Annotated in this window: 22 protein-coding genes; 11 read left to right on the top strand and 11 right to left on the bottom strand. The window is 60.0% G+C overall.

The window, feature by feature from the left end; translation table 11 throughout:
- The first annotated feature begins 31 nt into the window (after positions 1-31).
- From ACYVM5_RS10170 to ACYVM5_RS10150, 5 genes are all read left to right on the top strand, one after another.
- Positions 32-1,270 carry an MFS transporter gene (locus ACYVM5_RS10170; RefSeq protein ID WP_460618014.1) on the top strand — a complete coding sequence of 413 codons (1,239 nt, stop codon included), beginning with the start codon at positions 32-34 and terminating at the stop codon, positions 1,268-1,270.
- Positions 1,271-1,485: 215 nt separating this feature from the next.
- Positions 1,486-1,881: a hypothetical protein gene (locus ACYVM5_RS10165; protein WP_460618013.1), complete on the top strand. Its 396-nt coding sequence runs from the start codon at positions 1,486-1,488 to the stop codon at positions 1,879-1,881.
- Between the two features lie 113 nt (positions 1,882-1,994).
- A complete protein-coding gene (locus ACYVM5_RS10160) occupies positions 1,995-2,441 on the top strand; it encodes a DUF6526 family protein (protein ID WP_460618012.1) in 447 nt (148 codons plus the stop codon).
- A gap of 135 nt (positions 2,442-2,576) precedes the next feature.
- The gene (locus ACYVM5_RS10155; protein WP_198069606.1) at positions 2,577-2,879 is read left to right on the top strand and encodes a DUF4286 family protein; all 303 of its coding nucleotides are present in this window, start codon (positions 2,577-2,579) and stop codon (positions 2,877-2,879) included.
- A gap of 138 nt (positions 2,880-3,017) precedes the next feature.
- A complete protein-coding gene (locus ACYVM5_RS10150) occupies positions 3,018-3,608 on the top strand; it encodes an arylesterase (RefSeq protein WP_460618011.1) in 591 nt (196 codons plus the stop codon).
- Positions 3,609-3,678: 70 nt separating this feature from the next.
- Here ACYVM5_RS10150 and ACYVM5_RS10145 read toward each other — a convergent pair whose 3' ends face one another.
- Positions 3,679-4,602, bottom strand: a complete 924-nt coding sequence (locus ACYVM5_RS10145) for a DUF72 domain-containing protein (RefSeq protein ID WP_460618010.1) — start codon at positions 4,600-4,602, stop codon at positions 3,679-3,681.
- A gap of 346 nt (positions 4,603-4,948) precedes the next feature.
- Between ACYVM5_RS10145 and ACYVM5_RS10140 the strand changes: the two genes are divergently transcribed.
- From ACYVM5_RS10140 to ACYVM5_RS10130, 3 genes are all read left to right on the top strand, one after another.
- Complete coding sequence (locus ACYVM5_RS10140) at positions 4,949-5,836, top strand: septal ring lytic transglycosylase RlpA family protein (protein ID WP_460618009.1); 888 nt, start codon at positions 4,949-4,951, stop codon at positions 5,834-5,836.
- Between the two features lie 204 nt (positions 5,837-6,040).
- A complete protein-coding gene (locus tag ACYVM5_RS10135) occupies positions 6,041-8,476 on the top strand; it encodes a penicillin acylase family protein (protein ID WP_460618008.1) in 2,436 nt (811 codons plus the stop codon).
- 91 nt (positions 8,477-8,567) lie between these two features.
- Complete coding sequence (locus ACYVM5_RS10130) at positions 8,568-9,701, top strand: TonB C-terminal domain-containing protein (RefSeq protein ID WP_460618007.1); 1,134 nt, start codon at positions 8,568-8,570, stop codon at positions 9,699-9,701.
- Positions 9,702-9,822: 121 nt separating this feature from the next.
- Here the strand turns inward: ACYVM5_RS10130 and ACYVM5_RS10125 are convergent, their stop codons facing one another.
- The 4 genes from ACYVM5_RS10125 to ACYVM5_RS10110 form a co-directional block, all read right to left on the bottom strand.
- Complete coding sequence (locus ACYVM5_RS10125; protein WP_198069599.1) at positions 9,823-10,062, bottom strand: hypothetical protein; 240 nt, start codon at positions 10,060-10,062, stop codon at positions 9,823-9,825.
- Positions 10,063-10,246: 184 nt separating this feature from the next.
- Positions 10,247-11,824 (bottom strand): DUF1501 domain-containing protein, encoded by a 1,578-nt coding sequence (locus ACYVM5_RS10120; protein WP_460618006.1) that lies wholly within the window; start codon positions 11,822-11,824, stop codon positions 10,247-10,249.
- Positions 11,825-11,839: 15 nt separating this feature from the next.
- Entirely contained in the window at positions 11,840-13,573 is a 1,734-nt protein-coding gene (locus tag ACYVM5_RS10115) for a DUF1800 domain-containing protein (RefSeq protein ID WP_460618005.1), read from the bottom strand.
- A 248-nt stretch (positions 13,574-13,821) separates the two neighbouring features.
- Positions 13,822-14,532: a C40 family peptidase gene (locus ACYVM5_RS10110; RefSeq protein WP_460618004.1), complete on the bottom strand. Its 711-nt coding sequence runs from the start codon at positions 14,530-14,532 to the stop codon at positions 13,822-13,824.
- 335 nt (positions 14,533-14,867) lie between these two features.
- Here ACYVM5_RS10110 and ACYVM5_RS10105 point away from each other — a divergent pair, with 335 nt between their 5' ends.
- Together ACYVM5_RS10105 and ACYVM5_RS10100 are read left to right on the top strand one after the other, a co-directional pair.
- The gene (locus ACYVM5_RS10105; RefSeq protein WP_460618003.1) at positions 14,868-15,230 is read left to right on the top strand and encodes a hypothetical protein; all 363 of its coding nucleotides are present in this window, start codon (positions 14,868-14,870) and stop codon (positions 15,228-15,230) included.
- 138 nt (positions 15,231-15,368) lie between these two features.
- The gene (locus ACYVM5_RS10100) at positions 15,369-16,187 is read left to right on the top strand and encodes a hypothetical protein (protein WP_460618002.1); all 819 of its coding nucleotides are present in this window, start codon (positions 15,369-15,371) and stop codon (positions 16,185-16,187) included.
- Positions 16,188-16,330: 143 nt separating this feature from the next.
- On the opposite strand, the gene ACYVM5_RS10095 is transcribed toward ACYVM5_RS10100, so the two are convergent.
- The 4 genes from ACYVM5_RS10095 to ACYVM5_RS10080 form a co-directional block, all read right to left on the bottom strand.
- Positions 16,331-16,906, bottom strand: coding sequence for a hypothetical protein (locus ACYVM5_RS10095; RefSeq protein WP_460618001.1), 576 nt, complete (start codon positions 16,904-16,906; stop codon positions 16,331-16,333).
- Positions 16,907-16,981: 75 nt separating this feature from the next.
- Positions 16,982-18,625: a hypothetical protein gene (locus ACYVM5_RS10090; protein WP_460617999.1), complete on the bottom strand. Its 1,644-nt coding sequence runs from the start codon at positions 18,623-18,625 to the stop codon at positions 16,982-16,984.
- Positions 18,626-18,812: 187 nt separating this feature from the next.
- Positions 18,813-19,739 carry a helix-turn-helix domain-containing protein gene (locus ACYVM5_RS10085; RefSeq protein WP_198069593.1) on the bottom strand — a complete coding sequence of 309 codons (927 nt, stop codon included), beginning with the start codon at positions 19,737-19,739 and terminating at the stop codon, positions 18,813-18,815.
- Positions 19,740-19,897: 158 nt separating this feature from the next.
- On the bottom strand, positions 19,898-21,058 hold the full coding sequence (locus tag ACYVM5_RS10080) for an acyl-CoA dehydrogenase (RefSeq protein WP_460617998.1): 1,161 nt from the start codon (positions 21,056-21,058) through the stop codon (positions 19,898-19,900).
- A gap of 178 nt (positions 21,059-21,236) precedes the next feature.
- On the opposite strand from ACYVM5_RS10080, the gene ACYVM5_RS10075 reads away from it, so the two are divergent.
- Positions 21,237-21,596: a DoxX family protein gene (locus ACYVM5_RS10075; protein WP_460617997.1), complete on the top strand. Its 360-nt coding sequence runs from the start codon at positions 21,237-21,239 to the stop codon at positions 21,594-21,596.
- Positions 21,597-21,697: 101 nt separating this feature from the next.
- Here the strand turns inward: ACYVM5_RS10075 and recJ are convergent, their stop codons facing one another.
- Together recJ and ACYVM5_RS10065 are read right to left on the bottom strand one after the other, a co-directional pair.
- Positions 21,698-23,437, bottom strand: coding sequence for a single-stranded-DNA-specific exonuclease RecJ (recJ, locus tag ACYVM5_RS10070; RefSeq protein WP_460617996.1), 1,740 nt, complete (start codon positions 23,435-23,437; stop codon positions 21,698-21,700).
- Between the two features lie 291 nt (positions 23,438-23,728).
- Positions 23,729-25,555, bottom strand: coding sequence for a tetratricopeptide repeat protein (locus ACYVM5_RS10065; RefSeq protein WP_460617995.1), 1,827 nt, complete (start codon positions 25,553-25,555; stop codon positions 23,729-23,731).
- Between the last annotated feature and the right edge of the window lie 180 nt (positions 25,556-25,735).

Here is a 25,735-nt window from a genome sequence, read left to right as displayed (position 1 = left end):
GTGCCACCACAAGTTGGTGCTACATTTCGCCATGCAAGTTTCCCACCCTACTAAATCCCCCGTCCTCACCGCTGCCGTCATTGTGGCCGCGCTGGGCTATTTCGTCGACATCTACGACCTGATTCTGTTCAGCATCGTGCGGGTCAAAAGCCTTAACGACCTGGGCATTATCGACAAAGCTGCCGTCACCGACCGTGGCCTGTTTCTGATAAACATGCAGATGGGCGGCATGCTGCTCGGGGGCATTCTGTGGGGCATTCTGGGCGATAAAAAGGGCCGGCTGTCGGTGCTGTTCGGCTCCATCCTGCTCTATTCGCTGGCTAACATTGCCAACGGCTTCGTCCAAACCATCGACCAATACGCCTGGCTGCGCCTGATAGCCGGCATCGGCCTGGCCGGCGAGCTGGGCGCGGGCATCACCCTTGTGAGCGAAAGCCTGCCCAAAGAAAAGCGCGGCTATGGCACCATGATAGTGGCTACCGTGGGCGTGAGCGGGGCCATGCTGGGCTACTGGGTGGGCGAAAAGCTGGGCTGGCGCAACGCCTATTTTGTGGGCGGCGGGCTGGGCCTGGCGCTGCTGCTGCTCCGCGTGAGCGTGTTCGAGTCGGGCATGTTCCAGCAGGTGCAGGCCCAGGCCGAAGTATCGCGCGGCAATTTCCTGAGCTTGTTTACGCACCCCGCCCGCCTGGGCAAGTACCTGCGCGTGCTGCTGATTGGGGTGCCGCTGTGGTTCGTGGTGGGCATCCTGGTCACGCTAGCCCCCGAGTTTGGGCGGGCGCTGGGCCTCACGGGCGAGGTCACGGCCGGGCTGGCGGTGTTCTGGTGCTACTTCGGACTGGTATTCGGCGATTTCATGAGCGGGGCGCTGAGCCAGGTGTGGCACTCGCGCAACAAGGCGCTGCAGGTATTTCTGGTGTTTTGCGCTACGCTGGTGGCCGTGTATTTATTTGGAATCAAGGGCGCGTCGCCGGCCACGTTCTACGCCGTATGCTTCGTGCTGGGCGTATCGGTGGGCTTCTGGGCTTTGTTCGTGACGGTGGCCGCCGAGCAGTTCGGCACCAACCTGCGGGCCACGGTGGCTACTACCGCGCCCAACTTTGCGCGCGGCGCGGTGGTGGGCCTGGTCCCCGCCTTCAAGTACCTGAGCGGGGCGCTGGGCTTCGTGCCGGGCGCGGCCGTGTTGGGCGGTGTGTCGCTGCTAGTGGCGTTCTGGGCCGTAAGCACCCTGCCCGAGAGCTATGGCAAAGACCTCGACTACGTGGAGGAATAAGGCACAATCAGCACATGAGGCTGAGTGGCCAGAACGTCATGCTGAGCGCAGCCGAAGCATCTCTACCGCAAAACGCAATCCAACCATTAGGATTACTACTGTGTCAGAGCGGCTTCGACAATCTCAGCGTGGCGGTCGATTTCCCCTGATTCTGAAAACCTTGCATCAGGCGTGGCGTACACAGGCTATACCTAACGGGCTTTGTCGCCCTCTTCATGAAAAAACTCCTCGGCCTTCTGGCCATTATCGTGGCCTCGGCCTTATCGGCCCACGCCCAAACCCCCAGCACCCCCGACGCCCAACAGCCAGTCCCGCTCACCATTGAGCAGCAGCAGCAACGCGCCGCCGATACCAAAGCCACCTACGAGGCGCAAAAGCAGCAAAGCAACACCAGCGACCAAGCAGTTCGAGATAGCAAAAACCAGCTCCAGCAAAACGCCAGTCAGCAATCCGACCTGAAAAAGCAGCTCCGCGAGCAGCGCAACCAGGAAAAAGCCCAGAAATCCCAGTTGAAAGAGCAGCGCCACGCCGCCGCCGAAGCCAAGAAGCAGGAGCGCGACGCCCGCGACATGGCCCGCGCCGAAAAGAAACGGGCCAAGGAAATGAAATAACGAAGCGGCCAATCCGTCGTATTCAGCAAGAAACTCCGGCTTCGGCCGGAGTTTTTTATTGCCCGCTTGCCAGCCCCCTCCCCTACTTTCGTTTCCATTTCCCAATATCCCGCATGGCTACGCCTACCAAAAACACCACCCAATACTACCCCTGGCACCATTTCGTGCTGCTGCCGCTGGCATTCATTATGGCTGGCTACGCCATTTTGCGCTACACCAAAGTAGCCGGCGACGACGACCAGACGGCCCGGCTGTGGTTAACGGTGGCCGCGCTGGCTGTCATCGGCCTGGGCGTGCTCGTGATGCTGCGCCAGCACTACGCGCTGCAATTGCAGGACCGCATCTGCCGGCTCGAAGTGCGCCAGCGCTATTTTGAGGTGAGCGGCCAGCGCTTCGCACCGCTCGAGAAGCAGCTCAGCCTCAGCCAAATTCTGAGCCTGCGCCTGGCCGGCGATGCTGAGCTGCCCGCCCTGGCTCAGGCCGCCGTCACCTCCAACCTTTCGCCAAAAGACATTCAGGCTCGTATTACCGATTTTCAGTTCGACACCATGCGCGTCTGATTTTGATGGGTGAATGGTTGGATGGATGAATTGCTGAACGGATAAACTACCGGCTAAGTCCCGCCTGATTATTCATGCTCAGCTTTCGTCATTCAATTCAGCAATCCACCCATCCAACCATTCACCAATTCACCCATGATTCTCTACAACGTCACCAGCAGCATCGAGCCCAGCGCCGCCGAGGATTGGCTGGACTACATGCGCTCCACCCACATACCCGAGGTGATGGAAACCGGCTTTTTCATCAAGAGCCAGCTCTGCCGCCTGCTCAACGAGGAAGAAGGCGGCATTACCTACGCCGCCCAATACTACTGCCTCAGCCTGGAGCAGCTGGAAGAATACCAGGCCATCTGCGCTCCCTCCCTACGCGCCGACATGGAAAAACACTTCGCCGGCAAGTACGTCTCGTTCCGGACGGTGCTGGAAGTGGTGGAGTAAAGCCTTCCACTGCCTTTATCGAGAACGCCATGCCGAGCGTAGCCGAAGCATGACGTTCTTTTTTTACCCTCTCATCTATAATCCGCTGCCTACCAGTTGGGCACGAAAAAGCCTACTGTGCTGTTAAAACAGCACTATATGAAAAACATCATTTTCTTCGGCGACAGCCTCACCGCCGGTCACGGCCTGCCGGCCGCCAACAGTTTTCCCAGCCTTCTCCAGCAGCGGCTCGATGCCCAGCCGCTTCCTTATAAAGCCTACAACTACGGCGTGAGCGGCGAAACCAGCGCCGGCGGACGCCAGCGCCTGGCCGCCGTGCTGGCCCGCCACCCCATCGATGTATTCGTACTGGCCCTCGGGGCCAACGACGGCATCCGGGGCATTCCCGTGCGCGAAACCACCCAGAACCTGCAGTTCATCATCGACGCCGTGCGGCGGCAGTATCCCGAAGCGCAAATCGTGCTGGCCGGCCTGGAGTTTCCCTTCGACCTCGGCCCACTCGGCGGCCACCGCCTGGCCCATTACGCCACCGAATTCAAAGCCCTGTTTCGCACCCTGGCCGATAAAAACTCGCTGCCCTTCGTGCCCTTCCTCTTACAAGGCGTGCTGGGCCGCCGCGAGCTGAACCTGGCCGATGGCGTCCACCCCAACGCAGCCGGCCAGAAGATTCTGGCCGAGAACGTGTGGCAGGTGCTCGGGCCACTGCTGCAGCAGCCGGTTGCTCAGTAGCGCGGACTTTGTAGTCCGCGTCTCAACGGTGGCTATCGGCGCGAGGACGCGGACTACAAAGTCCGCGCTACTATCCAAACAGATTTCCCTGCACCGGCTGCGGAATGATGTGCGGCGGCGGCACCACTATGCCCGTCAGGGTGCGGATTTTCTCCAATAAGTATTGGGTGAGCACCGGCGCGTGCCGCACATCCTTCTGGTGAATGAAGAAGTAGACTTCGTGCACGCCCTGCGCCACCCAGGCTGCTATTCGTTCGGCCCAGGCGTCGGCGCGGTGGTAGTCGGTGCTGTGCAGGCCGTGGCCGTTGAAGCGGATGAAGGCCGTGGGCGTGGTCAGGCGCAGGGGCAGCACGTCGCGTCGGCCGGCCACGTCGGTTATCACCAGCGTTTTGTTGAGGGCTTCGAGCGTGGCAAACACCGCATCGGCCAAAACCTTATCGGCAAACCAGCGCGGGTGGCGCAGTTCCACGGCCAGCGGCACGGTTTCGGGGAAGTCGAGCAGGAAGCGCTCCAGGCGCGGCAAATGCTCGGGGCCGAAGTGCGGCGGCAACTGCAAAAAGGCCCAGCCTAGGTTGTCCCCCAGCCCTTCAAAGGCCCGCGCCGTGGTCACCACTAGGTCATCGGCCTGAAATAATTCCCGCTCGTGGCTGATACTGCGCGGCAGCTTGGGGCAGAACTTAAAGCCCGAATCCGGCCCCACGGCCTCGCGCCAACGCCGCACGGTGGTGGCGTCGGGGATGCGGTAGTGGGTGGTATTCAGCTCAATGCTGTTGAACTGCTGCGCGTAGTAGCGCAGGTAGTCGGGCTCCTTGATACCGGCGGGAAAGTACGTACCAAGCCATTCCTTATTCGTCCAGATGGGGCAGCCGACATAAATGCGGGCCGACGCGGGCTGCGTAGGCCGGGCACGGGCCAGTACCCGGGCCGTTTCGGGGTGGTCGGGCGGCAGGCTGAAATTAACGTAGCGAAGGTCGGGCAGGCGGCCAAAATCCATGGGGCAAAGGTAGGGTTTGGGGCCGGTGGCGGGCTACTGCTCTTACGACAAAAACCGGACTTTTGCAACCCGGTTTCAAAGGTAGTCGCAGCGCCGATGCCCAAATTTTATACCCGTCGCATAATCTAATTTTGGTGTCTGTGCAATGGCACAGGCCTCATTCGGCAAAATATACTTTGAGGCAACCTCACGGCTACTTTTCCGGCCAACATGAAGATTAATTAAATGCAAGTTTTCTGGATAAAGGACAATTTTTAGCCTAATTCGGTTAGTAGAGGTCAGCGGATTTTTAGCATTGCTCAAATGGATGGGTCTATGTTTGTCCTGCTCACCATCTGCAAATCGCATGATTTTATTTCGCCGCCTACAAGTACTCGTCCTCTCCAGTTGCTTCTTTTTTCTGCTGACTTTGCTGGGCGCTTCGGCGCGCACCGCTCCCGGTACCACCAAAGCAGTTCCCGCCACTAGCACCGCCACCACGGTGTTGCGCGGCCGGGCCTCCTGGTATGGCAGTTACTTCCAAGGCCGGCGCACCACCAGCGGCGAGCGTTACAACCGCTTTAAATACACCTGCGCCCACAAAACCCTGCCCTTCGGCACCCGCCTGCGGGTTACGAATGTGAAGAACGGCAAATCGGTCATTGTGCGCGTTACCGACCGTGGCCCGTTCCGCCACCAGCGCATCCTCGATTTATCGGAAGCCGCCGCCAAGCCCCTGGGCGTGGTTGATTGCGGCGCCGCGACCGTGGTAGCCGAAGTAGTAGCCCCCGAAACGCCCCTCGGCCCCGCCTCTACCCCCGAAAACCTGGCCGCCCTCTTCGCCGCCGACCCCAACCCCGAAGCCGCGTTCACGACCTACACGGTAGCCCCGGATGCTCTCATCAGCCCCGCTGATTCGGCAGCCCGGGTCGCCGCTACGGCCACACTTATCGCCGCTTCGACCAGCACCAAAGCCGAGGTTATCAGTTCTACCGAATCGGTGAACTGTCCGGCGGGTTTCCTCATCCAGGCGGGCTCTTTCATCGATGCCGCCAATGCCCAGACGGTGCAGGCTCGCATCAAGTCGCTGATGCCTGAGCTCAACGTGACCATTTCCCAGGATTTGCTCGATGGCCGCCAGCGCAGCCGCGTGCTCGTGGGTCAGTTTGGCGAGCGCCCCGAGGCGGAGGCCGTGCGCCAGCAATTGCTGGTTTGGGGCATTGGCGGGTTGGTGCGCGAAGTCGCACTTCGATAAGGATAGAGCAGCCGTAGCATGGCGACGTATCGGTAGTAGTACCGATTCCAATCATTTCAAAGCCCCGGCGGGGCGACATTCGTCTGACGAGTGTCGCCCCGCCGGGGTTTTTGCTATTTCATCTTCCCTGATTGCTACCGATATGCCGCCGCGCTGCGGCTGCGGGCAGTAGCTTGCGCCCGGAAATCCAACTCATTATCTGCCATGATAAAAGCCATACTGGCTCTGGCCGCGTGCCTCACCCTCGTTTGGGTGCTGAATACCAAGCAGGGCAACGTGCCGCCATTCGGCAAGCTGCTGAGCCCGTATCGGGGCTTCTGGCTAAACGGCGAGCGGCCCGAAGACTTCCCGGCCCAGCAGAAGCTGGCCATCGCGGGCCTGCAACAACCCGTGACGGTGCGCTACGACGACCGCCGCGTGCCCCACATCTTCGCCCAAAACGACCACGACCTGTACCTGGCCCAGGGCTACCTCACGGCCCGCGACCGGCTCTGGCAGATGGATTTCGTGGCGCACGTAGCGGCCGGGCGGCTGGCCGAAATCGTGGGGCCGGAGCGACTGGAGACGGACCGGTTTTTCCGGCGTATGGGCCTGGGCTTCGGGGCGCAGAAATCAGTAGCTGTCGTACTGGCCGACCCGGTGACCCGCATGGTGGCGCAGGCCTATTCCGATGGAATCAACGCCTACATCAACAGCCTCACGCCTGCCACCTATCCATTTGAATACAAGCTACTCGACTACGCGCCCGAGCCATGGGAGCCGTTGAAAAGTGCCCTCATCCTCAAATACATGGCCTTCGACCTCACCGGCCGTTCCGACGATTTGCGCATGAGCAACGCCTTGCGCGAGTACGGTCCGGCGGTAATGCGCGACCTGTTCCCGGACTACCCGACCCGCGAAGACCCGGTGATTCCAGCTGGCACGCCACTGGATTTTAAGCCGCTGGCCACGCCGCCCGTGCCGCCAGCTTTTGTGGCGGCTGAAGCGCCGTATGCGCCCACCCAGGAGCCCTCGCGCGACCTGGGTTCCAACAACTTCGCAGTAAGCGGGGCGCGCTCGGCCACCGGCTTCCCAATGCTGGCCAACGACCCGCACCTGCAGCTCAACCTGCCCAGCATCTGGTACCAGGTTCAAATGACCGCGCCGGGCGTGAACGTGTACGGCGTGAGCATTCCGGGTGCTCCGCTAGCCATCATCGGCTTTAATGAGCAGGTGGCCTGGGGCGTGACCAATACATACGCCGACGTGCTGGACTGGTACCAGGTGCAGTTTCGGGACGCCCGCAAGCTGGAATACTGGCACGCCGGCCGCTGGAAGCCGGTGCGCCGCGTGGTGGAGCACATCAAAGTGCGCGGGCAGGCCGACCGCCTCGATACCGTATTATACACCCACCACGGCCCGGTGGTGTACGACCGCGCTGAGAAACCCTTCCTGCCGCAGACTCCTATCGGCTACGCGGCCCGCTGGACGGCCCACGACGCGGCCAACGAGTTCAGGACGTTTTACCAGCTCAACCGCGCCCGCACCTACGCCGACTACACGGCCGCGCTGGCTAGCTACGGTGCGCCGGCTCAGAACTTCGTGTTTGCCGATGCCGGCCAGGACATTGCCATCTGGCCCAACGGCCACCTGCCGCTCAAATGGCACGAGCAGGGCAAGTACCTGCTTGATGGCCGCGACCCGGCTCAGGACTGGCAGGGCTGGATTCCGGCCGCCCAGAACCCGCACGCGAAGAACCCGGCCCGGGGCTTTGTGTCGTCGGCCAACCAATCATCGGTGCGGCCGCAGGACTATCCTTATTATATGAACTGGGATTATGGCTCGTCGGAGCGCGGTCGGCGCATCAACCAGCGTCTCGGCCAGATGCCGATGGTGACGGCCGATAGCCTGCGCCTGCTCCAGAATGACGTGCTCGGCCTGAATGCCCAGCTGATGCTGCCGCGCATGCTGGCGCTGGCCGGCGCGCAACCCGCCGCCACGCCCGAGGGCCAGGCCCTAAGCACCCTGCGCGCCTGGAACTACCAGTACACGGCTGATGCCGTCGGCCCCAGCCTGTTTGAGCTGTGGTACGACAATCTGGTGAAGCGCCTCTGGGACGATGATTTCCCCACCGACCCGAAAGGCCCGGCCTACCGCTACCCCGCCCGCGACCGCACCAACAACCTGATTCTGAAGGAGTACAGCAGCCGTTGGATTGACGACCGACGCACCCGCGCCCGCGAAACCCTACCCCTGCTGGCCCGCCAAAGCCTGCGCTGGGCCGTGGACAGCCTCACCCGCAAGTACGGCGCGCAAGGCCCCAAATGGCGTTGGGCCAGCCAGAAAAGCACCGACATCCTGCACTTGCTCAAACTCCCCGGCTTCGGGCAGATGGACGTGGACTGCGGCGGCGGCTCCGGCATCGTGAACGCCACCAATGAGCGCAACGGCCCCAGCTGGCGCATGGTAGTCGCGCTGGGCCCGCAGGTGCGCGCCTATGGCGTGTACCCCGGCGGCCAGAGCGGCAACCCCGGCTCGCCCTTCTACAGCAACCTACTGGAAACCTGGCGCGTGGGCCAGCTCGATGAGCTGGTGTTTCTGCGTAGTGCGCAGGAGCCGAACGCGCGGGTGGCTACGGCTTGGACGCTGCAAGCGAAGTAAGCTGCGGTCAGTTAAAATTCCGCTTGAGTTCGGGCACTCAGTTCGTTCCCAATGATTTTCCGCAGTTCGCACCCGCCAATAAATTTGCGGTATGAATTCCCGCGCCTTCCAATCAATTGACTCTGATAGCCAGCATCCGAAGTGGCTTTGGACGCTGTGGCTGCTCGCGCTACTACTCGCAGCCACCCACCCCGCCGCCGCTCAATACTACGGTCAGTACGCCACCGATACCACCCAGATATTCAACTACGTAGACCAGATGCCGACCCTGCCCGGCGGAGGCGGCAATTTGGCGCTGGTGAAGGCCGTTCAGAAACACCTGCAAATTCCAGTGGAAGTGCGCGAGGGCCACACCGAAGGCCGCGTGTTCGTGCGCGTGGTAGTGGGGGTGAGCGGCGTGGCCCGGCAGGCGGCCGTGGTCCAATCCCTCAGCCCCGCCTGCGATGCCGCGGCCCTAGCCGCCGTGAAGCGCATGCCGCGCTTACTGCCGGGCCGCTACCAGGGCCAGCCAGTGGCGGTGCTGCTCACGGTGCCGGTCATGTTTCTGTCGCCGCGCCACGTGTTTGCCAGTACGGAAGTGGCCCGGCTGGCCCAGTTTCCCGGCGGCGATGCGGCTCTGGAGCAGTACCTGCAAAAGAACAAAGCCACGCCCGCCGAAGTGAAGCAGCGCGACCTCAAAGGCCGCGTCGTGGTGCGCTTTGTGCTGAAGCCCGACGGCCGCGTGGGCGCTAGCGAAATCATCAACTCTCTCTGCTCCAGCTGTGACGACGAAGCTCTGCGCCTTGTGCGCGGCTTCCCGCGCTGGCAGCCTGCCCTGGGCTACGACGACCAGCCCGTGGCCATGTACCAAATAGTCAACATCTGGTTTAGCCCGCCCGCGCCTCCCACTGGCCAGGCCGCACCGGTGCCCGAAAACCAGATTTACAGCCAGGTCGAGCAAATGCCCGCGCTGCCCGGCCGCAGCGGCCCCGACGGCCTGCAAGCTGCCCTACAGGAGTTGATTGAATACCCCGAGCGCGCCAGCAGCGGCGAGGGTGAGGTCAGCTTCGTGGTGGAGCCCGATGGCCGCGTTACGCGTCCGGTCATGCTCAAGCCTATCAACAGTGTGATGGATGAGGCCGTGCTGGCGGCGGCCCTGCGCCTGCCGCGCTTCGAGCCCGGCCGCCACAACGGCCAGCCGGTGGCCGTCCGCCTCGCCATACCGGTCTTGATTGATATTCGCTAATCAGCTTTTTCTTCGAGAGTCAGCATCTTAAGCATACAGAAAAGGCGGCCCTCCGTAGAAGGCCGCCTTTTCTGTGTTGCGTTGGCAATCCACTGTTTTACAGCAGAAAGCTGGCAAGCATTTAGTCGTGGTTGGCGCGGTTGATGAGCACTACCGTCACGGCCGCGATGGCGGCAATGCCGAGCACCATTTGCGTGGGGGTGAAGCGCTGGGCGGCTTTGCGCAGCAGCACGCCGCCGTTTTTCAGCAGGTCATCTACGTGCTCGGTCTTGCCCTGAAATACGTGGTAGGCACTCTCGAAAGTACGGGCAAGGTCTTCGGGCAGGATGTCTTCGAGTTGTTTTTCGATTTGCGCTTCCATAAAGCTGGTATTGAGAAGGGAGAGGTGAAAGAGGGCAATTACCGCCCCGGATTCGCTGTACGGAAAAGGCAGGAGCAGGGCTGCCTTTTTTACGTTTTCCAACCGAATCAGTTCACAATAACAGCAGTTAAGCAACTCATTGTCAACAATATTTATTGACAGACATTGTTAACATTTCTCAATCTTACTCCACCACGACAATGCGCGAGCCGGTGCGCCGGTCTTCGCGCACCTGGCAGTAGTAGGCTCCGGGGGCCAGCCCGTTCAGGTCCACGGGCAGCTGCTGCGGGCCGCGGGGCAGTACCTGGTCCACGGCGCGGCGCACTTCGCGGCCCAGCGCATCGAGCACCACAATCTGGACGTGGCCGCCGGCGCTTTCGTAGGCCACGGTAGTACGGCCGTCACGCGCCACGGGGTTGGGATAGACCGTAAAATCGGCCACCTCAGCCGCTGAATTCGTGGCCGTGATGGCCCCGGGCCGTAGCACCGGCACGTAGGTAAACGACTGCCCGAAGAGCTGCGTCAGCGTGGCCGGCGTCACCTGAAACCAGTCTTTCAGGATGCTGGTGTAGATGCTACGGAAGTCGAACTGCATGGGAATGTTGTCGTTGACGCCGGCGCTGGTGGGCAGCGTGGGGTTGGCCCCGTGCACGATGGGGTTCACCTTGGTGCCGAACACCAGCAGCGGAGCCGCCGCCCCGTGGTCGGTGCCGAAGCCCGAATTGGACCGGATGCGCCGCCCGAATTCCGAGAACGTCATGCCCACCACCCGGTCCTGGATGGCCAGCCGCCGCAGGTCGTCCTGGAAGGCGTTCACGGCCTCCGCAATCTTGCCCAGCAGCGTGGCATGGGTGCCCACGGTGGTGCTGCCCGTAGCGGGCACTTGCAGCGTGTGCGTATCGAAGCCGCCGAGCTGGCACACGTAGATGCGCGTGCTCAGGCCGCCGGCCACCAGCTGGGCCACTATTTTGAGTTGGTCAGCCAGCGAATTCTGGCCCGCCGTGGGATACAGCGGCGAGATGTTCTGGGCCCGCCCGGCCGCTGCCTGAATAGCCGTGGTGTACACCTGGGTCTGGCTCACCACTTGCCGGATGAAGGTCAGCTCGTGCCCGGCCGGCGTATTGGGCGCGGCATCGACCCCGCCGCTAAGTAATTGATAGAAAGACGACGTACTGGCAATGGCCATGCCCATGTTCACCGTCGGTCCCTGCACGCAGTTGCTCACTACCGAGCCAATGCTGATGGCCAGCGGGTCGGGGTTTGTAGTGCTGGGGTAGCCGGTGGGGAAGCCCGGAAACTCGCCGTCGAGGTAGCGGCCAGCCCAGCCCGTGGTCCAGGTTACGTTCGAGTCGGAGCCCGAGGTCCAGATATCGGTGGCCCGGAAGTGCGAGAAATTGGGGTTGGGGTAGCCCACGCTCTGCACCACGCCCAGCTTGCCGTTCTGGTACAGGTTCTGGAGCGAAGCCATGGCCGGGTGAATGCCGGTGGCCGTGGTGAGCGGCAGCACCTGCGCCTGGGGCAGGGCAATGTTGCTGCGCGCCGCCAGCAGGGCCGGGTACTGGTCGAGCGGGATAATCATATTCAGCCCATCATTGCCGCCTTGCAGCTGAATGATGACCAGCACCTTATCCGTAACTGTGGTGGCATTGGTAAGGGCCGCCAGCTGGGCCGAATACCCATAGGCACCAATGGGCAGCCCGCTCAAAAAAGCAGTACCAACCGAAGCCGCAGCCGTAGTCTGTAGAAATTCGCGACGTTTCATGGGAATCGGTTGGCGTTAGGACAAATGATATTCGGCCAGGCCCATCAGGGCGCGGAGCATGGCTTGCAGCTTGGTGGTGACAGCGGCCTTTTTTGCCGTGTTGGTGGGTGCGGCCAGGTACTGCTGCCATTCTATAGTCCACTCAAAATCGGGCAAGCCCGGCAGCAGCGCAGTTTTCAGAAAGGCAATTTGATTGGCAGTGAGGTCAATGGGCACCATCAGCTTCACATACTCGGCAATCAGCAGGTTACAGTCGGCTGCCGTACTGGCCGGGAACGACTGCGTGAGCGCCAGCACGTCAATCACAATTTTGACCCCGCTGCGCGTGTAGCCTGAGCCGATGAACAGGTCCGTGACCTGGTTACGACGCGGCAGCGTCACGGCGTTTATCCAGAGTTCGTGGTACTGCGGCGTTTGGTAGTAGGCGGCCCAGCCGGCCACGTTGGGCGGGTCGCCCAAGGTTTGCTGCTGCACAAAGGTGAGGCTATTGAGGTAGTCCCACATGGTGTATTGCACGGCCACGTTGGTAGCCGGCGGAAACACCATCTCCATTTGCCGGCACAGGCCTACCGTGAAATCAAGCGGACTTTTGATGAGGCAGCCCACGTTCAGGGTATCGAAGAAATGCTCGGAGCTGAACAGTGCCCGCAGCACCGGCACGATATCGAAGCTGTTATTAATGAGAATGGTAGCCAGCGGCCGGATGATATCCGTTTCCACCTGCGTATCAATCAGGTAGTACACGAACCAGCGGTATAGCTTGCGCACGATAAAGCGCGCCGTCTCCACCTGCTGAAAAATCAGGTTGATAAGCGCCTGGTATTCCGTTGCGCCGCTGTTGGCGATGCTGGCATTGCCGAAGGCCGAGGAAAACACCTTGGTAGTGGTGTCGTGGCGGCTGGCGGTGAAGTAGCTGCCCACAGGAACGGTGGCCAGGTCACGCCAGCCAGTGAGGACCTTGGCGGCGGCCTGCACGTCGGCCTCGGTGTAGTTGGTGTAATTGCCGGTGCCAATCAGCGGCCCCTTGCCCACCGTGAACAGCTCCAGCAGTTCGCGGCCGTAGTTCTCATTGGGTGCACCGGTTATGCTCTGGTTGCCATTGAGGTAGCGTAGCATGGCGGGCGTCACGGTCACGTCCTTGGCCAGCTGCTTGAAATTGCCCAGCGCGTGCTGGCGCAGCAGGCGGCAGTATTCGTAGCCCATGCGCGCGTCATTGATGTCGCCCAGCTCCACCACGAAGTGATTGTGCCAGAACAGCGTCATTTTCTCCACCAGCGTGGTGCCTTGGCCCAGCAGCTGGCCCAGCCACCAGTCGCGCAGCGAAGCCCGCCGCACGCCCTCGAAATTCTGGTCGAACACCTGCGCCGTCCAGGTCTGGCCGATGGGCACGCTGGTATCGGTAGCCGATACGTTTACGGGCGGGTCGGGGGCGGTGGCCGGGGCCGTGAGCAGTCCGTTGAGTACCGCCGTGAGGTTGGAAGCCGCCGCCGTCATAATCTCCGTGCGCGTGGGGCCAAACAGGCAGCGGCGCAGCAGGTGCGCGGCCTGCGCATAGCCCCAGGTGCCGGCGTAGGGCGTGAGGGTGCTGGTGGTGCGGGCCAGGCCGGTGGGCAGCGCCTTGTTGGCGTAGCGGCTCACGGTTTCGGGCGGGTCCTGCTGGGCCTGCGCAGCGGTGGGCCGCTCGGCCACGGCCGCTGCTGGGGCATTCAAGACAGCCGCGTTTCGTTGGAGGAAATGTCTGCGGTTCATAAGCAGGGCGTAATGATGTAATCAAAAGCAACAATGAAACGACTCTTGGCCCGGCATTCTTCCTCTTCTGGGCCAACGGTTTAGCGTAGACTCGTCAAAGCCTGATGAGTTTAATACAAGTATCCTGTTTCTTACTGAGTAATCACTGAACTCTCAGCCAATGGAGCCAATATCCCAGCGAAGGGCACAAAAAAAACGCCCGGCTGTGAGGCCGGGCGTTTTTCGAACTTCTGGTTTAGAGTCGAAGGCTATTGAACGGAGGCTATTGCTGACTCAGTGGCGGCTTCGGTAGCAGCTTCATCGGCGGCAGCAGCGGCGCGCACGCGGCCGGCAGCGTAGAAATTGCGGTGGTAGTACGGCTGGTTCAGCGAGCTCACCATCACGCCGCCGTTGCAGGCCGAATGAGCAAACTTACCGTCCTTCAAATAGATACCAACGTGGTAAATCGGCCCTTTGCCCCGGCGGAAGAACACCAGGTCACCGGTCTGCATTTCGGCTTTGGCCACGCGCTTGGTGTTGCTGAACATGGCCCGCGACGAGTGAATCAGGTTGATGCCGTACACTTCGTGGAACACCCGCGTCACAAAGCCCGAGCAATCGGTGCCGCGGCGCGAGTTGCTGCCGTAGCTATAAGGAGCACCAATCCAGTCTGTTACCGTGCGCAGCAAGTCCTTGTTTTCGTTGAAAGCCAAGTGCAGGCCCAGGGTCTGAGCGTAGTAGTGGTAAGTGAGCGAGTCGCGGGAAGCGGCCAGTTCGGCGGCGGTGGGTTTGGTGGCCGGTGGGTTGCTGGGGTCGCTTTCGGGAGCACTCTCGTTCGTCAGGGCCGGAAGCAGCGAAGCTTCGGCCACGACCGGTGCCGAGATGGCACGGGCCGTAGCAGAAGCTTCGGGGGCGCGTTCAAAGAAGAAGGAGAGGGCCAGCGAGGTAGCGGCGAGGCAATACAGGAGGCTGTTTTTCATTGTCCGTCGTTAGGGTTGGGGGCAAAAAACCGGGTTCCAAAGTGAGGGCGGAAGAGCCGGAGTAGTAGCTTTCTTAGGCGATAGGCAAGGCTGAATGTAGCCGAGTGAAGAGGTGGTGAAAAGAAGTCGTACCCGATAATTTCTATTGTTCGTAGAATAGGTCGCAGGGTAAAGCTAGGGCAAACTTTTCGTAAGTCCGGCACTTTTTCTTAAAAAAAAGCAAAAATACTTTGTAAAAGATAATTTTATCAATAAATATTAACCGAACACCTTGCAACCAAGCTCATCTTTGCTTCGTATCTGCGCGACCAAAATATTCCTATATCCCCCCTTTTATGGAAAAGCTTCGGACCTGGACCAACTCCCCCCTTGCCCTCATTGCCCGGCGCGTGCTCAAGGCCCAGCGCGTGGCCATGGTGGTGGGCCAAACGGTACACCTGAGCGGGGCTTCCCGCGAGGAATTTCTGGCCGATGCCGAGTGGGTGGCCCACGAGGCCGTGCACCTGCGCCAATACAAAGAGCACGGCCTGCTCCCCTTCCTCTGGAAATACCTCATTGAATCGGCCCGCGTGGGCTACTACCTCAACAAGTATGAAGTGGAAGCCCGCGATGAAGCCCGTCGTGTGGTGCTCGCCGACCCCAAGCATGTGCTGCGTCCCCTGCCCCGCCATGCCCAGCCCGGCCCTGAAATCACCTAGCCAAGCCGGCATTAGCCAAAATAAAACCGGCGAATTGCAACTAACCGGCAGCTGATTACGAATAACCCACACGCCTCCGGCGCTTCAGCGCCCGGCGATTTTCTTATTCTTTCCACCACCCAATTCCCGCTCATAATCATGGATAACCAGCAAGACCAGTTCGGGACTCCGAACCAAGCTAATACCGGCAATACCGGCCGCACCGGCCAGAACCCCACTACGCCGGGTACTTCCAGCACTTCCAGCGGCGCTTCCGCCGCTTCGCGCAAATCGGCCCCCACGCCCAGCGCTCAAAGCTCCTCCCCTACTCCCGACGCCCAGAACCAGACCACAGCCAACGCCGGCGACAGCCGCCAGGGCGAAGGCCAGCAAACCAACGACCAGGAAGGTACCCTGCTCGATACGGCCCTAAACAGCGGCAAAAAATGGATTGAAGATTCGGGCATGCTCGACAGCGTGAACCAGCTGCCCCAGTCGCTCAAAGACCTCGGCAACCGCGCCCTCGACCGTGTGAATGGCCTCAGCACTACCCAGAAGGTAGTGGGCGGCGCTATTCTGGCCGGTGGCATTGCCTGGCTGGCTACCCGTAAGGGCAAGTCCGGCAGCAGCGAGAGCAGCCCGTATAACTACGGCCGTCAGCGCGACGCTGGCAGCTACGGCCGCCGTAGCTACGGCTACCAGGCCCCCGATGCTTCGACCAGCCGCCGCCCGGCCGCTGGCACCTTGGGCCGCTCCGACAGCGGTGCTCCCTACGCCAACAGCGGCAGCCGCTACGGCAGCAGCGGTAGCTACGGCAGTGATGCCAACGCTTCCAAATCAACCGGTAACACTGGCATCCATTCGGGCAGCGGCCGCAGCGAGAGCAGCCCCAGCGCCTCGGCATTCACCGACCACGGTGCGCAGGCTTCCGAACATCGTTCCCACTCGAAAGACGACGGTTTTCGTAGCATCGAATAGCCTTTTGGTTTTCTAAGCAAAAAGCCCCGCTCCTTATCGAAGCGGGGCTTTTTGCTTAAATCTTAGTCTGATAACTAAGAACAAAAAATCCGCTGTGGCTAGAATTCCACATTGGTTCGGACGGCCGGAAAGCGTCAGTAGACCTACGGAGTGTCAGTATTCCGCAATAAGGATTGTTTAAACGCTTCTTTCTGACTGGATTCGTAGAACTTGTATTTCTCAGGAGAAACTTCATTTATTACGTCCAGAAGCGCTGCCAATTCATTTACGTAGTTCCCATTCCACCTAAAGCTCTTGCTAATGTTTGGCTTAGTAATGGTAACATCGAGGTGAAACCCATCGTCCACTGTGGCGGTGTTGCTACTGCACTGCTGCTGTATGACGTTGGGATTAGCCGTACTTAGTATCCTCTCTTTCGTCTGCCGCTGCGTACGGCTCAGCGAGGTGTTGAACAGTTCCGTACGCATGGGTGGGCGAGAGGATGATAATTTGGTAATGGTCAAGCGAGTGGCATCCAGTCGATATTCGACCAAATAAAAATCCACTAGAGTTTGGATGGGCCGGACAAGCTTTACTCCGTCTATACCATACTTTTTCCATCCATACTCACGGTACTCCCTAATAAATATAATCCCTTCTTTACCGGCTTGTCGAGCATATGCGCAGCCTGCAACGAGTAAGAAAATCAGCAAAGCACCTAACTTAATTAGAAATTTCATAAATACCGAAATTGAATGAAACAGGGGTCTGCCAGTTAGTTATGCAAATTTTCGCGCAAAACTCAATCGACGATATTATAGGCAATCGGGTAACTCACTTGTAATAAAATCGGATATGGCCTGGCGGTAATCCGCGTCCTTACCTTGGCTAGTAACTTCATCGCGAAACCGCGTAGTGTTTTCCAGTCCCATCAAGGATAAATAGTTGTACTTAGCGATATCACTGCCAATCTGAGCATATGTCTGTGGATAGTTAGTCTGCACAAAATTCCGCAGCCCCTCGGCCATTATGCTGTTGTTATAAGCCATGTAATTGTGTGTGGCAGTTGTCCACTGTGCATTTGCTCCGGCTGTTGCATCTACATAACCTATCAACTCCTGAAATGTCATATCATTGATAGGCTTGGGCCAGTTGCTGATGACGGTAGTGCCAAACGTCGCTATAGCATATTGCTGTAATTGGGCATGGTAAGTTTCGTGGAAAAACGTGGTAGCACCCCAAATAGCGTGCTGTAAGTCGAAAGCCGATTTATTAATCAGAATAGTGGCAGTCGACGTAGCGTAATTCCATGTGCAGTTGCCGGTACTACCACTAGCTATTGTGCCCATATTGAATGATACATTATATCGAGATGAATTTTGAAAATTTGTCATCAACTCCTTAAACTGGCTATTATCCTGAAGCTTTGTTAGTACACATTTTGCTTTTGGGTCATTAGAAACAGATGAACTGATGATGACTGAAGTGGGGAATGAGGCAGGAGTAGGTGTCGTTCCATTAGGACACGCACGGCACCCAGTAGTAAGGCCAGGGTCACTGCCAGGGTCACCACTGCTTGGGTCACTTGAGCCTCCCCCACCAGGCTCACCGCCCCAGCCGCCGTCACCGTAGCCGCCATAGGGTCCAGTGCCCGTACCGCCACTACCGGGAGGGCCGGAGCAGTCACCGGTAGTGGTGATGTAATCGCCCCGGCTTCCATCTTCGTTAACGTAATACCAATCGGTGCAGACCACGGAATCGTAATTACCGGTCGGCCCTGCAGGTTTGCTCCCACGGCCAACGGCCGTGGGGTCTTTGCGGGTACGGAAACCCAGATGCACCACGCCGGGCTGCACGATGCCGTTCTCAAAGCGCCGGCCGGTGCGGTACCGGTAGACATCCGTATAGAATAGCACCAAGCCAGTGCCCTGCGCTGGCGCAGTTGGAGTACCGGCCGCCTGATAGCTGCGGTAAAAGCTAACCAGCAGTGCGGCCGTGTCCACGGGGGTTATCGAGTGGTTTAGCAGCAGCTCAACAATAAGGCCAGTAGGCTTCAGCGAATTCGTATCGCGGGCTACTACCAGATAGCGAGTGCCCTGCACCAGCCGACCAGTAAACCGTTGTGCATCGCCTTGCAATGGCACCAGCACCAGTGGCTTTGGACCAGGCAATGGAATGGCCCGCGCCCAGTTTAACGCCCAATGGCGGGAAATGGACGTGTCGGCTTGGGCGGAAGCCGCACCCTTTGGATTTACTAGTGGATGACTGGCCTCATACCAGCTACGCGCCGCTGAGACAGAAAGCGTATTGGCCGGGGCCGGCAGCAGGCCAGGCTCTTGCTTAGTGCAAGCGGTGGCTAAGGCCACGCCAAAGCCTGCAACGAGGACGTTGCGAAACAAACGGTAGAATTTCATCGAGGGTGAAAAGGGGTAGAAACGATTGTCGACAGTCTTTTCCAAGGTTCAAATAGAAAACAGAAAACCGTGGAAATGCCTGCCCAAAGCTAAGCGCTTTTCCGCTTAATCGTAATCATTAACAGCCGCGTTGTCCAAAAACAACGTGCCCGCTTCCTGAATAAATCAGCAAGCGGGCACGGCGGATTTTCATCAAGTTGCGGCCCTCTTAAGAGAAACTTACAGCCTGCTATCAGATATTCATGGCCGACTCGCGGCGCCGCATCTTGCCGGCCGGGATGCCGAACATCATCTTGAAGCGGCGGCAGAAATAGGCGGTGTCTTTGTAGCCCACCTCCTTGCCGATGTCGCGGATGCTTTTCTTGGTGGTGCGCAGCAGGAACACGGCGCGCTCCATGCGCTGGTATTCGATGTAATCCTGCGGATTGATGTTGGTCAGCATCTTGAAATACTGGCCCACGTAGTCCTCGCTCACGTTGGCTACGCCCGAGAGGACTTTGTTCGACAGGTCGCCGCCCAAGTTCTCCTTGATGTAGTTGAACAGGTCAATCAGGCGGGGGTCTTTGAAGTAGGTGCTGTTGGTGGCCAGCTGCTCCACAAACATGTTGTTGCGCAGCACGTAGCGCACCACTTCCACCACGATGTTCTCGGTGTAGATGTTGATGAGGCGCTCGCGGCCGGGCAGGTCCTGCATGCTCTCTTCCACCACCTTAATCACCAGATTGGCGAGCTTGGGCTGCCCCGAAATGAGGAAGGCCGGCACGTCGAGCGAGGCGAAGAAGTTCACCGAATCGAACACCTTGGCCTCGAAGCTCACGAAGCTGTGGCTCTCGTCGGCATCGCCGATGAGGTCGAGGTTGTCGTTGGAATGGAAGAACTTATCCTTGTTCGAGATAAGGTCGTCGTTGGTGATGACGCGGTTTTTGGTGTCTTCGCCGTAGCTCACGCGGGTGGGCCGGCCGCCGGGGATGAAGAGCATTTCGCCTTCTTCCACCACCATGGCCTCTTCGCCAAACGTGATGTGGCCCTTGTGAAGCAGAATCAGGTTGTTGCCTACATCGTAGGAGTTGCGCACGGTGAAGGGCTGGTGCAGCACCAGGTTTTTGGCCTTGATGTAGCGGACGCCCAACGACTCGATGACTTTATTGTAATCTTCCATAATTCAGGTGGCCTGAAAGACCGTTGAGGGGTGCGGAGGAGGTAACTGGGTGGCTACCGCAATGCAATATAACAGCTTGAAATTCACAAAAACTAAAAACCCAGCCAAATAGTGGCTGGGTTTTGTGCAATGAATCTGAATTTTAGGCAATTCCCGGCTTACTTGAGGATATCCCGCGAAATCACAATTTTCTGAATTTCCGAAGTGCCTTCGTAAATCTGGGTAATCTTGGCGTCGCGCATGAAGCGCTCGACGTGGTACTCTTTCACAAAGCCGTAGCCGCCATGAATCTGCACGGCTTCTACAGCCGAGTCCATGGCAACTTTGGAGGCGAAGAGCTTGGCCATCGCGCCCGACTTGCCGTAGTCGGCGTGGTTGTCCTTGTCGGCGGCGGCTTGCAGGCAGAGCAGGCGGGCGGCGTCGATGTTGGTAGCCATATCGGCCAGTTTGAACTGGATGGCCTGGTGCTGCGCAATGGGCACCCCAAAGGCCTTGCGCTCCTTGGCATATTTCAGGCTGAGCTCCAGCGAGCCGGAGGCAATGCCCAAGGCCTGCGAGGCTATGCCGATACGGCCGCCAGCCAGCACCTGCATGGCGAACTTGAAGCCGAAACCGTCTTCGCCGATGCGGTTTTCCTTGGGCACCTTCACGTCGGTGAACATCAGCGAGCAGGTGTCGGAGCCGCGGATGCCGAGCTTGTTCTCTTTGGGGCCCTGAATAAAGCCGGGCATGTCCTTGTCAACAATGAGGACGTTGATGCCGCGCGACTTCAGCTCGGGGTGGGTTTGGGCGATAACCAGGTAAACCGAGGCCGTGGTGCCGTTGGTAATCCAGTTTTTGGTGCCGTTCAGCAGGTAGTGGTCGCCTTTGTCTTCGGCGGTGGTGCGCTGGCTGGTGGCGTCGGAGCCGGCTTCGGGCTCGCTTAGGGCGAAGGCGCCGATGATTTCGCCCGAGCACAGGCGGGGCAGGTATTTCTGCTTCTGCTCTTCGGTGCCGTACTTTTCCAGGCCCCAGCACACCAGCGAGTTGTTCACGCTCATCACCACCGAGCACGAAGCATCAACTTTGCTGATTTCCTCCATGGCCAGCACGTAGCTCACGGTATCGAGGCCGGAGCCGCCGTACTCGGGGCTCACCATCATGCCCATGAAGCCGAGCTCGGCCATCTTTTTGATTTGCTCGGCGGGAAATTTCTGGTGCTCGTCGCGCTCGATGACACCAGCCCACAGCTCGCTCTGGGCGAAGTCGCGGGCAGCGTCGCGCACGGCCAGTTGCTCTTCGCTGAGTTGGTAAATATTGGAGGATGTGGCGGTTTGCATGGGCGGGGTGGGAATAATTGATTTAATGGCGCAAAAGTACGGCCTCAGGGCACGACGGGCAAGGTGAACGGTAAGTACCCAGCGCCCCTAACAGCCGTTAGCCAATAAAAGATTCTGGCTTTTGGCACCAAACAACTGCCTTGAGCGGCCCGAAGTTTTGCCCGACTTTTACCCGGATATGACTCTTCGCCTCCTCAGTCGCTACGCGCTGTCTTTGCTATTTGTGCTGGCCGGCATCTGGCATTTTGTTCATCCGGCTACTTACCTGGCTATCATACCGCCCCAATTACCAGCCCCCCTGGCGCTGATATATGTGAGTGGCATTTTCGAAATACTGGGCGGGCTGGGGCTGCTGCTGGCCCGCACGCGGCGGTTGGCCGGCTGGGGCCTGCTGGCGCTGCTGGTAGCCGTGTTCCCAGCCAACGTGTACATGGCCCTGATTCATGAGCAACTGCATATTTCCGGCTGGGTAGCCTGGGGCCGGCTGCCGCTGCAATTGCCGCTGATGTGGTGGGTGTGGAAGGTGATGAAGGGTTGAGGCCCGTTTGTCATCCTGAGCGCCGCGAAGGACCTTATCACGCTCAAATAAGTTTGACGTGATAAGGTCCTTCGCGGCGCTCAGGATGACAAACGGGCCCCTTACTCCCAGCGTACGTCCAGCAAACGCAGCTGCACGCTGCGCTGGCCGCGGTACTCATTCAGCTCCACGGTGTAGCAGGCGCTGAAGGGACGGCCTTGCTCAATCTCGGGCAGGTAGTCGGCCAGGCCGAAGCCAATGGCGTCCACAGCTGGCCCCTGAGCATCGGCCGAGGCTAGGCGGAGCTTGAGGTGGCCCTGCCCCACCACCCGGGCGCTGTGCGGCACGGCAATCAGCCGCTGCGAAGCGAAGACGGGGTTGGGGTTGCCGGGACCGAAAGGCTCCATGCGCCGCAATTCGCCAAAAAACTCTTCGGTGATGCGGCTTAGGGGCAGCACGGCGGCTATTTCCACAGGCCGCACCAGGTGCTCGGTGGTGAGCGTACCGGCCACCACTTCCTCGAATCGACGCTGAAAAGCGGGCACGTTTTCCACCTTCAGGGTGAGGCCGGCGGCGGCGCGGTGCCCGCCAAACTGGTCGAGCAATGAGGAGCAGGCTTCCAGCGCCTCGTGCACATCGAACCCGGCCACGGAGCGGGCCGAGCCCGTGGCCTTGCCGTCGCGCTGCGTGAGGATGACGGTGGGACGGTAGTATTGGTCGAGGCAGCGCGAGGCGACGATGCCGAGCACGCCCTGGTGCCAGTCGGCCTTGTAGAGCACAGTGGCACGGGCGTTTTGCAGCACGGGGTCGCCGGCAATCATGTCCAGCGCTTCCTGAGTGGTGTGCTGGTCCGAACCGCGCCGCTGCTGATTCATCTGGTCCACCACTTCGGCGGTGTAGCGGGCTTCCTGCTGGTCGGGGGCCAGCAGCATGGCCACGGCACGGCGGGCGTCGCCCATGCGCCCGGCCGCGTTGATGCGCGGCGCAAAGCCAAATATCAGGCTGCTGATGCCCAATGGACCTTCGCGCAGCGTGGCCAGCTCGCGCAGGGCGGCCAGGCCGGGGCGCAGCAAATGGGCATCTTCGTTGAAACGTCGCAGGCCGTAGGAGGCCAGAATGCGGTTTTCGCCGGTGATGGGCACGATGTCGGCGGCAATGCTCACCGTCACCAAATCCAGCAAGTCGTGCAGCGGCTCCTTGGGCAAGCCGAGGTGTTCGCCCAGAGCCTGCATCAGCTTGAAGCCCACGCCGCAGCCCGAAAGCTCTTTGTAAGGATACTCACAATCGGCCCGCTTGGGGTCGAGCACGGCCACGGCGGCCGGCAGTTCATCGCCAGGCAGGTGGTGGTCGCAAATGATGAAATCGACGCCCCGGCTGCTGGCGTAGGCTACCTGCTCCACGGCCTTGATACCGCAATCGAGCGCGATGATGAGGGCAAAACCCTGGTCGGCAGCCGTGTCAATGGCTTTTTGAGAGATGCCGTAGCCCTCGGTGTAGCGGTCGGGGATGTAGTCGCGCAGGCGCTCGGCCCCGAACAACGGCGTGAGGTAGCTGATTACCGTGGCCACCGAGGTGATGCCGTCCACGTCGTAATCGCCCAGCACCAGCACTTTCTCGCCGGCCTGCAGGGCGTGAGCCAGGCGGGCCACGGCGCGGTCCATGTCGCGCATCAGCAGCGGGTTGGGCAGCTGGCGCAGGTCGGGGTGGAAGAAGGCGGCGGCGGCTTCGGGCGTGGCAATGCCACGCTGCACCAGCAGGGCGGCTATCTCAGGGGCAATGAAGAGGGCCTGGGTAAGGCTATGGACCTGGGCAGGGTCGGGTTCGGGGATATAATTCCAGCGCTTACCAGCGGATACGGACATCGGATACTTCGTCAAAATGGGTCCAAAAGTACGACCAAACCCCTCCCCCACGCCGACGGCTCTACCTTTGCCCCACGTTTTGCCAGCCCCGCGCGCCATGAAAAAGCTCCGAGATTTCTACCGTCAATACCGCCAGTACATCGGCACCGATGTGCTGATGTACGGCGTGTTCATCCTGGTACTGGCGCTGATGTTCGTGTTTTTTCGGTAGGGTGCGGGGCTTGTCCCCACCCGTCGTTGAACGGAATCGCTGCAACGGTGCGACCGTCCGGGCGGGGACAAGCATCGCCCCTACTGCACGCCATCGCCCCGCAGCTTGCGGAAGCGCTTGCGGGCTTCGGCCACGTAAATGCTGCCAGGAAACTTGGTTATTACCTGGTTGTAGAGCTCCTGCGCTTTTCCCTTGTCCTTCACATCCTCCTCCTGAATACGGGCCAGCAGGAACAGCGCATCGTCGCTCAGCACGTCGGTTTTCGGGTTGGCGGTGATGCGCTCCAGCGTAGCAATGGCCCCGGGAAAGTCGCCGGTGCGGCGCTGGAGCTGCGCTTTCAGGTAGTACGTGTCATCGGCCAGCGAGTGGCCGGGGAAGCGCTCCAATAGCGCATCCAAGCCTTTAATGGCTTCGGGAATTTTATTCTGAAACACCAGCTGCTCCACGGCGGCGTAGGCTTTAAGCCCCAGGCCCAGCGTATCCTCCACGGTGTTGTCCTGAATCAGCAGCGAAAGCTGCATGGCATCGTTGGCGATTTCGCGCGTGGTGGCTTCTTTGAGAATGTCGAGGTGGCTTTGGGCCAGCTTGAAATCGCCGGCGTAGTAGCTCAGCCGGGCATTGCGCAGCTTGGCCTCGTAGCCCAGCGGTGAGTCTTTGTGCGATTTCTCGACCTGCGAATACAGCAGCGTGGCCTCCCAGGGCTCCCCTTTCAGAATGTACAAGTCGCCCTGCGTAACCTTGGCCTCGTCCACCACCTCGTCGCTGGCGCGGGGCATGTCGATAACTTCCTGGAGCAAGGTCATGGCCTTGGCCCGGTCATTCAACTGAAAAGCGTAGAGGTTGGCCAAGTTGCGGATAACGGGCGCGGTATCGGGCGTGCGGCCCAGCTCGGCCAGCAGCTGGTCGTATTCCGTCACTAGGGCGCGCACTTTGGTCACGTCCACCGGGTATGTTTCGCGCACTTGGGCCTCGCGGGCTTGTAGCAGGCGCTGGCGGGCCCCGTTGTAGTACGGGCCGTTGCGGTACTCCTTGGCTACGTAGCTAAAGCCTTCGATGGCCGTTTCGTAGTCTTTGTTCTGCTGCGCGATGGATGCCAGCTCCATCACCCGCACACCCTCGCTGCGGCTGCGGCGGTCCAGGGCGCGGGCCTGCACCAACGCCCCGCCAAAATCGCGCCGCTGCACCTGCAGCCACAGTAGCAGCTCGCTGTAGGCCGACTGGTCGGGGTGCTCCTGAATGGCAGTTATCAACTGCTTTTCCAGCGCGTCGAAGTCTTTTTCTTCGTGCAGGGCATTTTGCAGCATGTTGCGCACGTAGGGCAACTGCTTGTCGTCCTGGGCTATCAGGCGCAGGGTTTCGGCCAGCACCTTGGGCTGGTCCTGGGCTTGGGTATAGAGCTGGATGAGCTGCGGGGCGTACTCCGTATCGTTTTTGGCAATGGCGCGGCCGCGGAGGTAGGTGCGCTCGCTCCATTCGGGCAGTTCCCGCCGGCTGAACTCGGCTGCTACCGGCTGCACTTGCGCGGGCGTGAGCTGGGCCAGCACCTTCTGCCACTGCTTCTCGGCCGCCGCTTTGTCCCCGGCCGCCTGATAGGCCCCCCCCAGCGTCACGCCCAGCGTGGCATCTTCGGGACGCAGCTTAATAGCCTTTTTGGTCAGTTTTTCGGCGTCCTTATAGCGCTTCAGCGCCTGCAACGACGCGATGTAGACCGGAAAGGTCACCAGGCTGGTCTGCTCTTCTAAGGGCAGCTTTTCAAACAGAAAAACCACTTTCTCGTGCTCGCCCCGGCTGGCGTAGTCCTGCGCCAGCGCCGTATTGCTCACGGGTGCCCAGCCTTTGGAGGGCTGCGCGTGCGCAGGCAGGCTCAAGAGTAATGCAGCGGCAACGATGAAGGAAGGCGAACGCATAGATTTCAATAGTCGATTCACAAAGCAATAGTCGGGCGCAAAGCACCACCGGTTGCCCGCCTCAAAACGCAGAACTTCGGGCGCATCGTTCAATGCCAGAATGCTGGCCCGGTACCGAAACCCCACTTCCAACAAACGAAAAAGGGCCGCCCCCGAAGGTACGGCCCTTTTCAAACTTGC

Source organism: Hymenobacter ruber (genome assembly GCF_054783255.1).
The sequence above is the reverse complement of the archived record's forward strand: the minus strand, read 5'-3'. Positions and strand labels throughout refer to the sequence as shown.

What these genes read in the sequence shown, in the direction of transcription:
- ACYVM5_RS10170 (WP_460618014.1), top strand. Translation starts at nt 32, where the DNA reads ATGCAAGTTTCCCACCCTACTAAATCCCCCGTCCTCACCGCTGCCGTC.
- ACYVM5_RS10165 (WP_460618013.1), top strand. Translation starts at nt 1,486, where the DNA reads ATGAAAAAACTCCTCGGCCTTCTGGCCATTATCGTGGCCTCGGCCTTA.
- ACYVM5_RS10160 (WP_460618012.1), top strand. Translation starts at nt 1,995, where the DNA reads ATGGCTACGCCTACCAAAAACACCACCCAATACTACCCCTGGCACCAT.
- ACYVM5_RS10155 (WP_198069606.1), top strand. Translation starts at nt 2,577, where the DNA reads ATGATTCTCTACAACGTCACCAGCAGCATCGAGCCCAGCGCCGCCGAG.
- ACYVM5_RS10150 (WP_460618011.1), top strand. Translation starts at nt 3,018, where the DNA reads ATGAAAAACATCATTTTCTTCGGCGACAGCCTCACCGCCGGTCACGGC.
- ACYVM5_RS10145 (WP_460618010.1), bottom strand. Translation starts at nt 4,602, where the DNA reads ATGGATTTTGGCCGCCTGCCCGACCTTCGCTACGTTAATTTCAGCCTG.
- ACYVM5_RS10140 (WP_460618009.1), top strand. Translation starts at nt 4,949, where the DNA reads ATGATTTTATTTCGCCGCCTACAAGTACTCGTCCTCTCCAGTTGCTTC.
- ACYVM5_RS10135 (WP_460618008.1), top strand. Translation starts at nt 6,041, where the DNA reads ATGATAAAAGCCATACTGGCTCTGGCCGCGTGCCTCACCCTCGTTTGG.
- ACYVM5_RS10130 (WP_460618007.1), top strand. Translation starts at nt 8,568, where the DNA reads ATGAATTCCCGCGCCTTCCAATCAATTGACTCTGATAGCCAGCATCCG.
- ACYVM5_RS10125 (WP_198069599.1), bottom strand. Translation starts at nt 10,062, where the DNA reads ATGGAAGCGCAAATCGAAAAACAACTCGAAGACATCCTGCCCGAAGAC.
- ACYVM5_RS10120 (WP_460618006.1), bottom strand. Translation starts at nt 11,824, where the DNA reads ATGAAACGTCGCGAATTTCTACAGACTACGGCTGCGGCTTCGGTTGGT.
- ACYVM5_RS10115 (WP_460618005.1), bottom strand. Translation starts at nt 13,573, where the DNA reads ATGAACCGCAGACATTTCCTCCAACGAAACGCGGCTGTCTTGAATGCC.
- ACYVM5_RS10110 (WP_460618004.1), bottom strand. Translation starts at nt 14,532, where the DNA reads ATGAAAAACAGCCTCCTGTATTGCCTCGCCGCTACCTCGCTGGCCCTC.
- ACYVM5_RS10105 (WP_460618003.1), top strand. Translation starts at nt 14,868, where the DNA reads ATGGAAAAGCTTCGGACCTGGACCAACTCCCCCCTTGCCCTCATTGCC.
- ACYVM5_RS10100 (WP_460618002.1), top strand. Translation starts at nt 15,369, where the DNA reads ATGGATAACCAGCAAGACCAGTTCGGGACTCCGAACCAAGCTAATACC.
- ACYVM5_RS10095 (WP_460618001.1), bottom strand. Translation starts at nt 16,906, where the DNA reads ATGAAATTTCTAATTAAGTTAGGTGCTTTGCTGATTTTCTTACTCGTT.
- ACYVM5_RS10085 (WP_198069593.1), bottom strand. Translation starts at nt 19,739, where the DNA reads ATGGAAGATTACAATAAAGTCATCGAGTCGTTGGGCGTCCGCTACATC.
- ACYVM5_RS10080 (WP_460617998.1), bottom strand. Translation starts at nt 21,058, where the DNA reads ATGCAAACCGCCACATCCTCCAATATTTACCAACTCAGCGAAGAGCAA.
- ACYVM5_RS10075 (WP_460617997.1), top strand. Translation starts at nt 21,237, where the DNA reads ATGACTCTTCGCCTCCTCAGTCGCTACGCGCTGTCTTTGCTATTTGTG.
- recJ (WP_460617996.1), bottom strand. Translation starts at nt 23,437, where the DNA reads ATGTCCGTATCCGCTGGTAAGCGCTGGAATTATATCCCCGAACCCGAC.
- ACYVM5_RS10065 (WP_460617995.1), bottom strand. Translation starts at nt 25,555, where the DNA reads ATGCGTTCGCCTTCCTTCATCGTTGCCGCTGCATTACTCTTGAGCCTG.